Genomic DNA, 12665 nt, shown 5'->3' on the forward strand with positions numbered 1-12665 from the left:
AAGACCCTAAAACTGCGCTTAAGTCCTTGAGCTATCAAACTTGCGCTGGTGAAAAAAAGGCGGGTTACCCCGCCTCTGTTGCTTCTTTGTAATCAATCGCTGCCTCGAACCACTCGATGAGTTCGTCTTCGGTCAGCGCATTGAGTTCTTGCAAGCCCCACCCTGTGTACTTAGCCAGGGCAATCACCATTGCTTTTAGACGCTTGGGCGGGATACGAGAAAAGCCTGGAGCGCCTCACGCAACTTAACGAAGTCGCTCCAATCTAGTTCTTCGATGATATCGGGAGACACTTCACACAAATGTGAGAAGTAACGGATTTCGCTTTCTGATTCGCTGATATCCGCTTTATCAACCATTAACCGATCGCGCACTTTAGGTCGTCTCATATTTAGTTCTGCATACTCATGCCCATCGACCGTAATAGGGAAAGTCAGTTTAATGATTTCAGTCATAGATTAAGCTCCGATTGTCTTGCGTAGGTTCGCCATATGATCAACACCCGCGATTTCACGGATATCGTTGTATAGGTCGATGTTGTAGATAACTTCGTTGTTAACTTCTAGCTTGTATTTTTGAACAGCATACTGCAGCGTCATTTTCGCTTCTTCGCCGTCTTTCCAGCTACCCATGTCAACTTCTTTAAAGAAGCCATGTAAAGTAACAACAACAGGCTCAGGTGCCGCACCTTGTTTTTGGATAGCGCCACGTGCAGTTAGGTTAATCGTTCTACCCGTACCGCCCCAGTCACCTAGCAGCTTCAGTACATCTGCATTGTACTCAAGTAACGTGATTGAACCTTCTAGCTTCTCTAGTTGACCAACATCTAACTCGATTGGTGCTTGGAAACCTGAAGTTACTTCACGTGTTTTCACGGTCACTTTTGGTAGTGAAATTTCGTCTGCAACGCCAAGGTAACCCTTACCATCTACAAACAGCTTTGATTTCTTTAGGATTTTTGGAGACATTGCCATTATACGATTTCCTCTAGGTAGTTGTTAGTTAGAATGCTCTTGAACGTGATGTGCTCAGCAGGTGTTGGTGGCGTGAAATCAAAGCTGAAGTACACTTTACCCGCTTGAATGTTTTCAGGTGTATTTAGGTCTTCATCAGCCCAAATTTGACCACCTAAAATTGCACCTTGTGCTTTTAGGCTATCAAGATAAGCTTGAACACTTTCAGTGACGTCTTTGATGTACGTTGACGTGATATTGCGGTCAACGGCCCACATGTGTGCACGAAGTAGAGAGTCATTAATCATGTCAGCTGTACGAACAACAGAAAGGAACGCCCACTTAGGATCCGTAGAACACGTACGGTTACCCCATAACTTAAAGCCATTTTGGCGAATGATTGTTGAAACTTCTTTTTCGTTTAGTAAATTAGCACGTGCATTTTTATCGCCAAGCTGGAAGTCAACTGGACGAGCAGTACCTACAATGCCATTCATCGCAGTGTTACTTGGGCTCCACCAGAAACCACGGTCGTTATCAGACTTAGCAATCATACCCGCAACACGAGCAGATGCAGGTTCGTTAACAAGTACACCCTCTTTGAATACTTTGACGTGCGGGTCAACAACGAAGATACGGCGTGATGAACAATCACCACGATAAGTGATAGCATCTGCATCGTTCGTATTTGGACCATCAGCAATGATAACTGCACGTAAACGCTCAGCAATACCTACTAGCTCTGCAACAACTGGGTTTGCAGCACCTGAAGGACGTTGATGAGTATAGCCAGGAGCCACTAGGATACGCGGCGTAACACCTAATACAGACTCTGCGCCCAAGAATGCGTGTGCACCTTCGTAGCCACCATCAGCAGCAACGCCGCCTTGGATGTTTGTCATAACTGCATTTTCATCTGCACCATCAACACGAACAACAACGACTACTGCGCCCGCTTGGTCAAAAATACCGTCAATTGCAGCAGGTAGTGTACCCTCAGTTCCCAACAACGCAGCTTCAGCGCGTTTACCAGCAATTAAAACCGGTGTGTTAAGTGGAAATTTATCAGCATCTGCTGCCGGAGCAGTACCAATCAGACCGATTACTGAGCTTTTTACTGTTTTAATAGGGCGCGTGCCAGATTGCGCCTCGATGACTTCTACACCGTGTAGAAATTGCGACATAGATATCTCCTTTAAAGGTATGTCAATTAGCTAATAAAAAAGCCATGCAACGCATCCTGATTTTTCAAGTGCGTTGACATGGCTTAAGATGAATTTATGTCTGCTTTATCAGAGCAGAAATAAGGATTTGTGAAATAGTTGAACAAAAAGTCAACTGTGATACTTTAGAGCTTGATCCCCTCAATGGTGACCGGCTCATTATTAATGAGGTAGAGTCCCTCAATCGTAATATCTAACTTGCCTTCACCTGCTGGGTGTACAGAAACGCCCTCAAGGCGAAAGCGTGGTTCCCACTTGTCTAGTGCATTGGCTATCGACATCGTAATGTCACCCACCAAAGTGTGAGAAAATGGACTATCTAATAGTTCAAATAGGCCGCAACCATAGTCACGTCGCATGACACGACTGCCAAGCGGTGTTGTGACAATATCGCGAATGCTTTGTTTCAGGTGATCAACGCCACCCAAAGGTTTGCCTGTTTCGGCATTCATGCCAATCATTATTTATCCTCCGACGGTAAAACTCCCTACCCCTATAGCGATTTTAGCGCCACAATTGGTAGGGTCACCAAGTCTTGCAACCGCTTTACCCCCAATGGTAAATGTGGATGCACCAGCCGCAACAACCATCCCTGAATGCTTCACCTTAGGGTCTGGTATATAAACATGCTCACTGACACTGTCACCCACCCGTAACACGGGCACACCACCCACAGTAAACTTAGGCCCAGAAGCGGAAATCGTGCCTGGCGCAAACCCTGCGTGAACATCTGTAATCGCGCCATCGACTGAAATTGCAGGCATAACTCACCCCTCTTGCGCACTAATATTCGCGCCATTTAGCTTGAGCGTTGCTGACGCTCGAACATCGACGTTACTGCCAGTCGCCGTAACTGCGACCGAATCGCCTTTAAGATTCAGAGCGCCTGCGGCAACAATATCAATGTTGGCACTGCCGTTTACTGACACATTGTCGCCCACGGTAACATCAGCGGTCCCCGTCACGTCGACTTGCGCCGCACCACCGATGTTGACTGTGGCATTGTTTACCACCTCAACATTCGCATCATTTCCCACTTTAATATTGGTGTCGTTATGACACTCAACATTGATATCCCCACCGCAATAAATATTGATCTTCGCTTGCGGATCAGATTGCGGCACAAAAATATCATAAGCATGATTTTCACGGTCATATTGGATGATGGCACCATCTTGATAGCAGGTACGTTGAACATGCTCTCTAGATTCAGGAGCCACAGCTTGTAACGCTTGGACTAAGCTTCCGCCCGCACTTGTCGCATCAGTAACATGGTTCATCTTATGATGAGGCTGTTGATGCCCATTGGCATATAAACTTCCAAGTACAACACCTTGCGCAGTATCACCACATGGCGATAGCACCATGACTTGCTCGCCCACTTCTGGTGCCTGCCACGTCATATCTTGGGCTGCCTGACTCGTGAGCCATGGCAGTTTCGCTGTCAGCCACTCCCCTATTCTCACTGTCACCCTAGCTAATTCGTAGTCCACCTCTTCCACCGTGCCCACGGAGATAAGCTTGGCAAAGCGATGCTGTAAATCAGAGGCAGCCAGTTCAGACTGCTGTCGATTAACTAACATGTTTCCTCCTAGGCCGGTGCGATAGTCTTACTAATTAGCTTGTATTCGCCCCCTTTAGGACCCAGGTATACCTCTTTAACTTGAGGACCTGGCGGGTCGTCTGGATACTCAACTTGATAATAAAATGCCCAATCCAACTGAGCTTTAGCAAGTGTTGTGCTCACCTGATGACTGAATGTAAAGTCACTTTTTTCAGCGATAAAGTGCTGCCAATAGGTGGGCATTTCGTCCACCATCACAAGTGCCTCACACTGACTTATCAATTGATCAAGTCTTTGCAACAGCTGTGCGTTATCGGCATCTTCCAACTCAATTTCTAGCTGCAGCTGTAACACTCTTCTATCGAGTGAATTTGGACTGAGGTTTTTGTTATACGACGGTCCATACGTCACGCCTTTGTCGGCGCCTTTTGCCTGCAGTTCACTGGCTTGACGTTCGCCTAGCAGCTTGACTGTCAGTTGGGCTTGCTGCGTCAGATCTGGGTAGGGTTGTGTGGCTTTTAACAGCCCCACTTGTGCCACCCCTTGAAGTCCAGATGATAAGCATTCAAGCACCTTATTAATTAAGGTACATCTTTGCATGAGGTTAATTACTCTTTAAAGTTAAAACTTGTGATGGTTGTGACTCGTGGGAAATCGGTGAGTCGAGAAGGACGAAATGCCCAAACAGGTTACCCAGGAAATGGAAAGCGCGCTTTTATTTCTGCCACCTTATCTAACCAAGCTTGTTTACTTGATTCGGTTTGATCATATTGCCATTCCATAAATAACGGGTCAGACTCTACAATGTAAGCCGTTCGACGCGCTTCCAATGCTTCACCTTGAGAGTATTCAAAGGTCAATTCATTGATGGGAAGATCAATTTCATTTGCGGTCAGAAATTGTGCTACCTGCGCAACACTTAAAACATCTCCGATAGATGCAATCAGGGTGTCATTATGTTTTATTTGCATAGATTTACTCCTTGTCACATCATCTGTTTAGGGCGTCAATTCTGCACGCAACTGCGAGATCGCAGAGGATACGTCAGCAGGTCTCGAGAATTCAGGATAAACACCCCACCCCGCAGTCTCAAAATCCACATAACCGCTGACTGTACCGAATAAACAAATCAATGCTTCACCTTCTTCTAACAGTGAGGTAGACAACGCAAGCTTCGTATGCGGCGCATAAAAAGACTTGGCAGTATTGTCCGCTTTTTGGCGATAACCCAGTAACTGCCAGCCATTGTTAAAACTTTTAACAGGCTGCATGGCGCCATCAACCGTCCCTGATAGCAACTTAAAATAGCATCCAGAAGTCATTGCTCCCTGCTGATAACGAGTGTTCCAGTTGTTATCAAGTCTCGCGGGATGATTGGCGTTATTTCGCTTCCATTTAATTCTCAAAATATGAAAAGCGCCATTAACATAGCCGTTGTAAACATTGCTGCGAAAATCTCGTGCAATGCCATTGCCAGTGTGATCCGTATCATTCGCTGCCGCCGCATAAATAGTGGCCTCTTTGATAACTTCAAATCTTTCTAAACCAATGGTGGTGAACTCTTTGATTGCGGTTCCGTTATCATTGGGTTCCATTCGCTGATTTTTACTCATCAAAATGTGAGAAAGTTCAGCTCGGGCACCATTCATGTAGTTATCGAATTTTGTTTCAGCAGACTGAATAGCAGAGTTAAGCACACCCAAATGTGCATTAACTGTTTCACTCATCGCGTTTGCTCGAGCAGCAACATGCGTGAGTCGTTCAGTTATGCTCATCGTTTCGTCAGACATAATAAATCCTACTCTTTAACGGCTCTATGAGAATATCAAAGCCGTATCATGTTTATCTTTACTCAGCTAGCTGGGGCCAAGTCACTTCTTCAGGGCTGGCAAAGCTATTTGGTAAATCACGTAATGCTTGGCGATATTCAACAAGAGCCGTCGGGACCATTTGAGAAGTTTCAAGCGCCCTCAATACCAGTAAGTCTGATTCAGCCAGCAAATTATCACGCTGTGATCTCACCGTCACCCAAGATATGTCTTCACCATGAGGCTCAGTTACCACATTATTTTCCATAGATTATTGCTCCCAAGTTGGCGCAGTTTGAGAAATTCTGTCAGCACAAGGTCGACCGTTTACTGAGCTGTATTCACATTTAGCCATGAATGCGCGACCTGAGCCACAATGAGGACGCGTGTCTACCTTCAGAGTCACTCGCGCACGGCCTTTACCATAGCCCTTGTTGATCTGTCTAAAGAACACAGTTAGGGTTTTTCCTACATCCGCAGAAGTAATCGGTATTTCACGAGGCTCTTCACCAGGTTCTGAGATATATATTGAAATGGCTGTTTCGTGCATGATTTTCTTCACTTCAATTTGTGCAGAAACGCAATCATGTGAAGACGTACCATTGATGACGATGTGGTCAACATACGAAGCCATACCTCTATGTGACATGACAAAGTCACAGTTAAAAGTGTCTCCATCCGAACCAAAGTGATCTCCAATATTTTGGGCATCAAATTCGACTAAATTGACGTAATAAGGAGGCTGTGGATTGGCACAGGTGCGGTAACTAGAGTCAGGACCATCCGACGCTGCAGTATATCCTCCAGAGTTCAAGCTTGATTTGAAGGAAAAGCGCTTTGTTAGTCCTTCCTTGTAGACATCAACACCATTGATTGTCTCCACAATGCCATTTTTTAGGTTTGTAAAATGCGTATTCAAGTCACTTTTTGCTTGTGTGACTTTAGTATCTACTTCTGCAGATTTAGTGTTAAGTGTTGAGTTAATATTATCAATTTGACCTTGAACGGTGTTGCATAGCGCATTAGAACGCGTCACCACAGCTGCCAATTGTTCTGTAATTGTTGTATGTTCGTTTGACATGGATTCTCTCTAATTTAGGATTGTGCATTTTCCAATGCTAGTATTCTAAGCTCTTGATTTAATTGACGGTGCATGGTGTCTAATTGCACCAAAGTCAAATCAGCCAGTTCGTTGTCTAGCAACACATTAAAGTTGTCGATACCTGGCTTTATTTCAACGCTATCAGAAGGCAGTTGAGCAAGGCTCAAAGTCACACTTTGTAAAATCTTGACATCAGGTGTTCTGTAGCCAAGCGTTCGGTTAGGCTCAGAATACACTCCCAACAAGATCAGGTTGTCATTGCTGCCTACAGGTTCATCTATTTGAATAAACACACCCACTTCTCGAATCGCATATTCGGGGACTGATATCTGTTTATCGAACAAAGCCACAACCGTTACTTGATGATTTTCATCCGTCTCGTAGTTATCGTCACGAATAGGCTGAAGTTCCTTAAGATTTTGCAAGCTAGTTTGGGTTTGAGTTGGTGTATAGCTTGCGTCACCAAATGCCATATGGCTTATTTGTGCTTTTTTACCATTGGCTTTGGCAGCCAATAAAGCATCTAAGCCAACTTGGGTAAACTGCAGCGTTAATGCAGACATTAGGCAGCTCCTTGTAAGTTAAAATGTTGAAAAATGATTTGCCGAGTAGCGCTTACTAAATACTCATTCCCAGTACCGCCACTTGGCAGGACCCCGTCACTGAAAACACGCATATTTGCAAAAAGGTGATTAGTCATCCCACCAAAAGCGCCATATGTTCCAAGCACTTCAGCCGGCTTAACCCCTGTTGCACACATAGCTACATAGGAAGACTGATGCGTATTTGTTGCGCCCGTAATCGACTTAGGGCCCCGTGATTGGGGCGGCACAACCCCTCTACCTTCAATGGCGATGTGGGCAGATTGGCCTAACCCCGTTACGCCGGAAAGCGCATTTGCACCTTGTGAATGTGGAGGTACGACCCCTTTTCCCGCAATTGCAAAGTGCCCTGATTGACATGTGCTTTTTGCACCGATAAGTGCGTGAGATTGCACCATACTTGGGGGTTTAACCCCCTCTCCAATTGGTGCGTCCGCACGTTGTAAAATCGCGGTTGAGGCCACGCCTGTCACTCCAGTACTTTCTGAAAATGCCAGCCCCAATTGCACGTCAATATGAATAGCACCACGTTTGACTGATTCGACAATACGACGCACACGTTTTAGCATTTGGGGGGTCAGCATTCCTTGCTGATGCTCATCCAAATTACTGTTTATCAATGCCCAGACCTGAACCGTGCCTCGGGCTAATTCCTCTGGATTATCGCCCTGCCACCATTCTCTAATTTCTGTTTTAATATTGAGACTATCGAGTGCCTTTTGCAGTGCATAGGGGGTGCCCTTAACTTGATGAACAGCAAAGGCATCTGCAATAACTTGCCTTTTGAGTGATTCACTCCACGCTTCATCCCATTCATCAACAGATACGGACCAAGCGAGCCAAGGTAACAACTCTGTAGGGCAAAGAAACGGATTCCAAAGGCTTGAGATGAGTAACCTTGCATCATTTCGAACACAGGCTGACTTCACCAAAGTCCTTTTTTCACTTTCGGACGCCGCGGTGCTCCACTGCTCAATTGGAATTTGCGCCGCTATTTCATCTAACTGATTAATGCTGCAAAACTCAGGCACATCAATCAGTGCGATTAATTGTGTTGTTTGGCATTGCTTTAAACAGGCAGGATCAGCAAGTACATCGCTCGGCTGTACTTTGCATAACTTTGCCAGCCAGACTAATTGAGCGTCGCTACGCGTATTCAGTTTAAGTAATGCGCACAATAACCGGCGGACCGAATTACTTGGCGCAATCATCTCACCCAACGCTTTAGTTAATGTTGTCGCGTTTGGAGGCAGTAACTTACTCATAGACATTTTCCATGGTCACGGAAACCGACGAACAATAAGGCGCTTCTGTAGCAGACGTCACAATATCTTCAACCGGGCTTAACAGCATCACATCTTCAACCCCAGATTGATGAAGCGCTGCATAGATCCCCGCACGCGTTACTTTTTTGCCGAGGAATTGCCTAGATTGACAATACGTGATGACCGCTTGTTTTGCAGTATGCACTAATGCTTCACCAGAAGGACCGTAGAGAACCGACAACTCAGCTTGAACTGAAAAGGGCTTAATTGCCGCTTTATGAACCGTCACTCTATCTCCTAGTGGCCTAACTTTAGAGGCGTGTTCGTCCACCTTGGGTTGCGCTCTTCCTTGAGCCGCAAAATACTGTTGAACCGTTTCTATTAGCGCATCGCTCGGACGACCATTGTCTGCATGACTCAAAACCGTCAATTCGATATCACATGGCTCAGGGCTCTGCACCGATACATCCTTAATGTCAGCATCGCAAGACATTGTATGATAAATATATGATTCACTGCTTCCTGCGGTATTCAAACCATTAAATGCTAGCTGAATACGCTGTCTAAAGGCATTGTCTGATTCCTGCGGTTGCACTTTTCGCGCTATGTTGTACCTCGCAGCAACGGCATCTAAATCATTGCCCTTCGCTGAGGCCAGCATGTTGCCCTGAATCGCATCATTGAGACTTTGAGATTGCAATAGTTGTTGATAAGCCAGGGTTTGTAAAAGCAATACAATCGGATCACTTTCCAATGAAAGCGCCGTTTCATACTGTGGGTTATCAAGTAGAAATTGGGTCTTTAACTGCTCATATAAAAGTTCAAAATCGAGCGATTTAATCAAATCTGGAACGGGAACTTTCGACAGGTCCAATTTAGTAAAACCACTCATAAAATATTTCCTTAAATAAAAAACCCACACCTAGATTGATGTGGGTTTTGATTCACGGGATAACTGTGTAAGCTTTTTCAAGCTTAGGTGTATCTTACTGATTTTTAGCGATTAAAACAGGTCAATCCTGACCGCCTCAATCCAGTTTTAAGCACCCCAAGTAAAAAAGCCACAATCGCTTATATTGCTATAAACTAGGTGGCTTTTTAATTCATTTAGATTGTGTGTTGGACTTGTCTCAAGCTTAGGTGTATCTTACTGATTTTTAGGGATTTAAACAGGTCATTCCTGACCGCTTCAATCCAGTTGTAAGCACCCCAACGAAAAAAGCCACAATCGCTTATATTGCTATAAACTAGGTGGCTTTAAAATTCATTTAGATTGTCTGTTGGGCTTGTCTCAAGTTTAGGTGTATCTTACTGATTTTTAGTGATTAAAACAGGTCATTCCTGACCGCCTCAATCCAGCTGTAAGCACCCCAACGAAAAAAGCCACAACCGCTTATCTTTCAATAAACTAAGTGGCTTTAAAATTCATTTAGATTGTCTGTTGGGCTTGTCTCAAGCTTAGGTGTATCTTACTGATTTTTAGCGATTAAAACAGGTCATTCCTGACCGCCTCAATCCAGTTGTAAGTACCCCAAATAAAAAAGCCACAATCGCTTATCTTTCAATAAACTAAGTGGCTTTAAAATTCATTTAGATTGTCTGTTGGGCTTGTCTCAAGCTTAGGTGTATCTTACTGGTTTTTAGTGATTAAAACAGGTCATTCCTGACCGCCTCAATCCAGTTGTAAGCACCCCAAATAAAAAAGCCACAATCGCTTATATTTCAATAAACAAGGTGGCTTTTAAATCAACTTATAGTCTGTGTTAGGCTTTTCTCAAGCTTAGGTCTATTTTACTGATTTTAAGGTTCTAAAACAGGTCATTCCTGACCTATTTGCAATAATCAATCAAACCCCTAAAACTCAATAAAAGAAACCCACTCGGCATAACCAAGCGGGTTTTGGTTGTGGAATAACAGTTCTGTTGCTTTCTCAAGCAACATTGATACTAACCCGTTTATTGGGAATAAAACGGGTCATTTGTAACGATTTATTGTGAAATATTTACATCAAACATAAAAGTATCCAATTCTGCTTGCGTGGTGATCTCGCAAAGCGTCAACTCTGCTTTGTCACTGGCTTTACGTAAGGCCTCTCGCTCTTCAAGCAGCGTGGCAAGTTTACTATTTGCGTCAGTGACTGCGCTTTCATCACCCGCCAGCGAAGCGCTTAATGCATGCTCTTGCGCTTTCGTGACACGCCACTGCTCTTGGTTTAACTTTTGAAATACTGCCTGCTTAATTTCATTTAGCTTGGTTTGTTTTTCATACGCAAATCTTTCCTCGTCTTGCAAGATTTGCATCGTTTCATAGGTCTGGTAATAGTCCTGTACTGTCTCATCTGTCCACGCTTCTCCAGTTTGAGGGTGGACTAGCCAGTAGTTACCATCGATTTTCATGCCTTTGTCGGCAAAATATTCACAGCTCATGATTTTTCCTTAACTTAAAATGCACGACAAGTACGGCCAATACCGTGGTGGTTGTAGACATAGGACTCGTTGAGAATACCGACATGGGAGTACGGGTTGATACAATTGATTGCGCCAGCCATAAACCCAGCTCCTCGACCTAAATGGTCAGAGTAACTCTCATACTGATACGCACCAAGTAACTCTCCATCCATACTTTCAAGGCAAACAGTCAGTACACCTTCCCCATTTACAGTACCATTGGAATCAGATGCCCGATACATTTGCTGATTACATTGAAAGTAAAAGTTAACCGGTTCCAGCCTTTTTGCGGTGGTAAATCGGTAATGGGCGCTATAACTCGTGCCTCCCATTCGCACTACGTTATTCACCACACCAAAATAACCATAGTAGTTGTATTGCTCATTACTCATTGCCTGTACAGAGTGGTTACTTCGGTTTGCACCGGCCGTAAAGCTTACGTTATTAAATATGAAATTTACCGTCGTAAAATCGCCAGCGTCGACATAGGCTTGTAATTCTTCCGCATTGGCGATTGCGGTATTTGAAATGACGTTACCATCACGGTATTTTTCGATAATTCTCGATGTACCCGAATCGACCAATACCAAGCAATGCTTTTGATTGTCATACAAAACCGCCGCTCTGTTATGTGCGTGGCTGGTGATCGTTGGTACCCCATATTGATCTCGCGCATTCAAGTTCAATTTAGGCGCGGTAATAGTGGTAAAGCCCGCTGACTTTGTAAAGATACCCCCATAGTTATTCGTAGAGGTGTTTTGCGAGTCTTGAGAGCTATACACTATCTCATATTCAATACTGGAAGGGTTATCTTTGGATGCCAGTGGTAAATATGCACTCAGACCATAATGATAAATTTTGCTACTTGGGTTTTGCTCAAACACATTCGTATAAACAAAACTAGTGTGCGTCGTGGTTTTACTTGTGCCTTGATTATTGAGCTTTAAAAACTCCAACCGGCAGCTTTCAAGCGTGTTATTGTGGGTATAACTAGGTCTCACCGCAAAGGTTTCGCCGTTACTATCATATACGGCGAAAATCGCTTGGCTACGGCGGTTATTAGCGCTGGTGCTCGCGGGTTCAATGCCAGTCACCCCCATTAACTGACGCACTTGCATCGCGTTATTTCTTGATTGCAAAGATTCGACTCTTTCGAGATTGGGCGCCATGGTATCCAATTTATCTAACTTGGTAGACTTTGCCTCTAAGCTGTTGCTAGTTTGAACCAATGAATCTGTCGCACCTTGTAACGCAGCCCCTGTCGATTGTGAGACTTGTTGCAGGCTATTTTTCGCATCATTAATATGTGACTCGGCAACCGCCACAACAGCCTGCTCAAGTTTACTGTTGTCGGTTAATTTAGTAATTGCATTGCTTACGAGCGCTTGTTCTTCAGCAGAAAGTGGCTGATTGCCCTGCATATCGGCAACGAGCTTATCTACCATCACTTGCACGGCATTTTGTATGCTGGCCATAATGTCCTCTTATATTGTAAAAAGTTGTTCACCAAGAATTTGATTTAATTTGGCTTTTCTGAGTCGTTCGTTTAACAAGTCATCTTGTTGTCGACGAAGATTCGTTTGGATATACAGCAATCTGTCTAGACCTGTAATGGCAGTTTTGATCCGAGTAACATCTTGCTGCAGTAAATTGTCTGGGTGGGGTAAAGGCAAAGAGAAAAACGTTGTTTTATCTTCAATCAT

At 44.3% G+C, this 12665-nt stretch carries 18 protein-coding genes; all 18 read right to left on the reverse strand.

Annotated features, from left to right (window positions below; all coding sequences use genetic code 11):
- Nucleotides 1–64 precede the first annotated feature (64 nt).
- Nucleotides 65–190 (reverse strand): hypothetical protein, encoded by a 126-nt coding sequence (locus L1286_RS24085; protein WP_268831934.1) that lies wholly within the window; start codon nucleotides 188–190, stop codon nucleotides 65–67.
- 5 nt (nucleotides 191–195) lie between these two features.
- Nucleotides 196–453: a phage tail assembly protein gene (locus L1286_RS03110; protein ID WP_235405458.1), complete on the reverse strand. Its 258-nt coding sequence runs from the start codon at nucleotides 451–453 to the stop codon at nucleotides 196–198.
- A gap of 3 nt (nucleotides 454–456) precedes the next feature.
- Nucleotides 457–972, reverse strand: coding sequence for a phage major tail tube protein (locus L1286_RS03115; protein WP_081227770.1), 516 nt, complete (start codon nucleotides 970–972; stop codon nucleotides 457–459).
- Nucleotides 972–2135, reverse strand: a complete 1164-nt coding sequence (locus L1286_RS03120; protein ID WP_235405459.1) for a phage tail sheath subtilisin-like domain-containing protein — start codon at nucleotides 2133–2135, stop codon at nucleotides 972–974. The genes L1286_RS03115 and L1286_RS03120 overlap by 1 nt, the downstream gene beginning before the upstream one ends.
- 164 nt (nucleotides 2136–2299) lie before the next feature.
- On the reverse strand, nucleotides 2300–2635 hold the full coding sequence (locus L1286_RS03125) for a GPW/gp25 family protein (RefSeq protein WP_235405460.1): 336 nt from the start codon (nucleotides 2633–2635) through the stop codon (nucleotides 2300–2302).
- A gap of 3 nt (nucleotides 2636–2638) precedes the next feature.
- A complete protein-coding gene (locus L1286_RS03130) occupies nucleotides 2639–2938 on the reverse strand; it encodes a PAAR domain-containing protein (RefSeq protein WP_235405461.1) in 300 nt (99 codons plus the stop codon).
- 3 nt (nucleotides 2939–2941) lie between these two features.
- Nucleotides 2942–3757 (reverse strand): phage baseplate assembly protein V, encoded by an 816-nt coding sequence (locus tag L1286_RS03135; RefSeq protein WP_235405462.1) that lies wholly within the window; start codon nucleotides 3755–3757, stop codon nucleotides 2942–2944.
- Nucleotides 3758–3765: 8 nt separating this feature from the next.
- On the reverse strand, nucleotides 3766–4338 hold the full coding sequence (locus L1286_RS03140) for a hypothetical protein (RefSeq protein ID WP_235405463.1): 573 nt from the start codon (nucleotides 4336–4338) through the stop codon (nucleotides 3766–3768).
- An 89-nt stretch (nucleotides 4339–4427) separates the two neighbouring features.
- On the reverse strand, nucleotides 4428–4709 hold the full coding sequence (locus L1286_RS03145; RefSeq protein WP_235405464.1) for a hypothetical protein: 282 nt from the start codon (nucleotides 4707–4709) through the stop codon (nucleotides 4428–4430).
- A 27-nt stretch (nucleotides 4710–4736) separates the two neighbouring features.
- Entirely contained in the window at nucleotides 4737–5528 is a 792-nt protein-coding gene (locus L1286_RS03150; RefSeq protein WP_235405465.1) for a hypothetical protein, read from the reverse strand.
- 58 nt (nucleotides 5529–5586) lie between these two features.
- Nucleotides 5587–5814, reverse strand: coding sequence for a phage tail assembly chaperone (locus L1286_RS03155; RefSeq protein ID WP_235405466.1), 228 nt, complete (start codon nucleotides 5812–5814; stop codon nucleotides 5587–5589).
- A 3-nt stretch (nucleotides 5815–5817) separates the two neighbouring features.
- Nucleotides 5818–6627 carry a hypothetical protein gene (locus L1286_RS03160; RefSeq protein ID WP_235405467.1) on the reverse strand — a complete coding sequence of 270 codons (810 nt, stop codon included), beginning with the start codon at nucleotides 6625–6627 and terminating at the stop codon, nucleotides 5818–5820.
- 14 nt (nucleotides 6628–6641) lie between these two features.
- Nucleotides 6642–7211, reverse strand: a complete 570-nt coding sequence (locus L1286_RS03165; protein ID WP_235405468.1) for a phage tail-collar fiber domain-containing protein — start codon at nucleotides 7209–7211, stop codon at nucleotides 6642–6644.
- Nucleotides 7211–8515: a phage tail protein I gene (locus tag L1286_RS03170; protein ID WP_235405469.1), complete on the reverse strand. Its 1305-nt coding sequence runs from the start codon at nucleotides 8513–8515 to the stop codon at nucleotides 7211–7213. The genes L1286_RS03165 and L1286_RS03170 overlap by 1 nt, the downstream gene beginning before the upstream one ends.
- Complete coding sequence (locus tag L1286_RS03175; RefSeq protein WP_235405470.1) at nucleotides 8508–9407, reverse strand: baseplate assembly protein; 900 nt, start codon at nucleotides 9405–9407, stop codon at nucleotides 8508–8510. Before L1286_RS03175 ends, L1286_RS03170 begins: the two co-directional genes overlap by 8 nt.
- A gap of 1096 nt (nucleotides 9408–10503) precedes the next feature.
- A complete protein-coding gene (locus L1286_RS03180) occupies nucleotides 10504–10941 on the reverse strand; it encodes a hypothetical protein (protein WP_235405471.1) in 438 nt (145 codons plus the stop codon).
- A gap of 14 nt (nucleotides 10942–10955) precedes the next feature.
- On the reverse strand, nucleotides 10956–12437 hold the full coding sequence (locus L1286_RS03185) for a hypothetical protein (protein ID WP_235405472.1): 1482 nt from the start codon (nucleotides 12435–12437) through the stop codon (nucleotides 10956–10958).
- A gap of 9 nt (nucleotides 12438–12446) precedes the next feature.
- On the reverse strand, nucleotides 12447–12665 hold the full coding sequence (locus L1286_RS03190) for a hypothetical protein (protein WP_235405473.1): 219 nt from the start codon (nucleotides 12663–12665) through the stop codon (nucleotides 12447–12449).

This window comes from Pseudoalteromonas sp. SMS1 (assembly GCF_021530565.1).
Lineage (GTDB): Bacteria > Pseudomonadota > Gammaproteobacteria > Enterobacterales > Alteromonadaceae > Pseudoalteromonas.

Bases quoted from the DNA above. Each gene is read 5' to 3' on its own strand.
- L1286_RS24085 (WP_268831934.1), bottom strand. From the start codon at position 190: ATGGTGATTGCCCTGGCTAAGTACACAGGGTGGGGCTTGCAAGAACTC.
- L1286_RS03110 (WP_235405458.1), bottom strand. From the start codon at position 453: ATGACTGAAATCATTAAACTGACTTTCCCTATTACGGTCGATGGGCAT.
- L1286_RS03115 (WP_081227770.1), bottom strand. From the start codon at position 972: ATGGCAATGTCTCCAAAAATCCTAAAGAAATCAAAGCTGTTTGTAGAT.
- L1286_RS03120 (WP_235405459.1), bottom strand. From the start codon at position 2,135: ATGTCGCAATTTCTACACGGTGTAGAAGTCATCGAGGCGCAATCTGGC.
- L1286_RS03125 (WP_235405460.1), bottom strand. From the start codon at position 2,635: ATGATTGGCATGAATGCCGAAACAGGCAAACCTTTGGGTGGCGTTGAT.
- L1286_RS03130 (WP_235405461.1), bottom strand. From the start codon at position 2,938: ATGCCTGCAATTTCAGTCGATGGCGCGATTACAGATGTTCACGCAGGG.
- L1286_RS03135 (WP_235405462.1), bottom strand. From the start codon at position 3,757: ATGTTAGTTAATCGACAGCAGTCTGAACTGGCTGCCTCTGATTTACAG.
- L1286_RS03140 (WP_235405463.1), bottom strand. From the start codon at position 4,338: ATGCAAAGATGTACCTTAATTAATAAGGTGCTTGAATGCTTATCATCT.
- L1286_RS03145 (WP_235405464.1), bottom strand. From the start codon at position 4,709: ATGCAAATAAAACATAATGACACCCTGATTGCATCTATCGGAGATGTT.
- L1286_RS03150 (WP_235405465.1), bottom strand. From the start codon at position 5,528: ATGTCTGACGAAACGATGAGCATAACTGAACGACTCACGCATGTTGCT.
- L1286_RS03155 (WP_235405466.1), bottom strand. From the start codon at position 5,814: ATGGAAAATAATGTGGTAACTGAGCCTCATGGTGAAGACATATCTTGG.
- L1286_RS03160 (WP_235405467.1), bottom strand. From the start codon at position 6,627: ATGTCAAACGAACATACAACAATTACAGAACAATTGGCAGCTGTGGTG.
- L1286_RS03165 (WP_235405468.1), bottom strand. From the start codon at position 7,211: ATGTCTGCATTAACGCTGCAGTTTACCCAAGTTGGCTTAGATGCTTTA.
- L1286_RS03170 (WP_235405469.1), bottom strand. From the start codon at position 8,515: ATGAGTAAGTTACTGCCTCCAAACGCGACAACATTAACTAAAGCGTTG.
- L1286_RS03175 (WP_235405470.1), bottom strand. From the start codon at position 9,407: ATGAGTGGTTTTACTAAATTGGACCTGTCGAAAGTTCCCGTTCCAGAT.
- L1286_RS03180 (WP_235405471.1), bottom strand. From the start codon at position 10,941: ATGAGCTGTGAATATTTTGCCGACAAAGGCATGAAAATCGATGGTAAC.
- L1286_RS03185 (WP_235405472.1), bottom strand. From the start codon at position 12,437: ATGGCCAGCATACAAAATGCCGTGCAAGTGATGGTAGATAAGCTCGTT.
- L1286_RS03190 (WP_235405473.1), bottom strand. From the start codon at position 12,665: ATGATTGAAGATAAAACAACGTTTTTCTCTTTGCCTTTACCCCACCCA.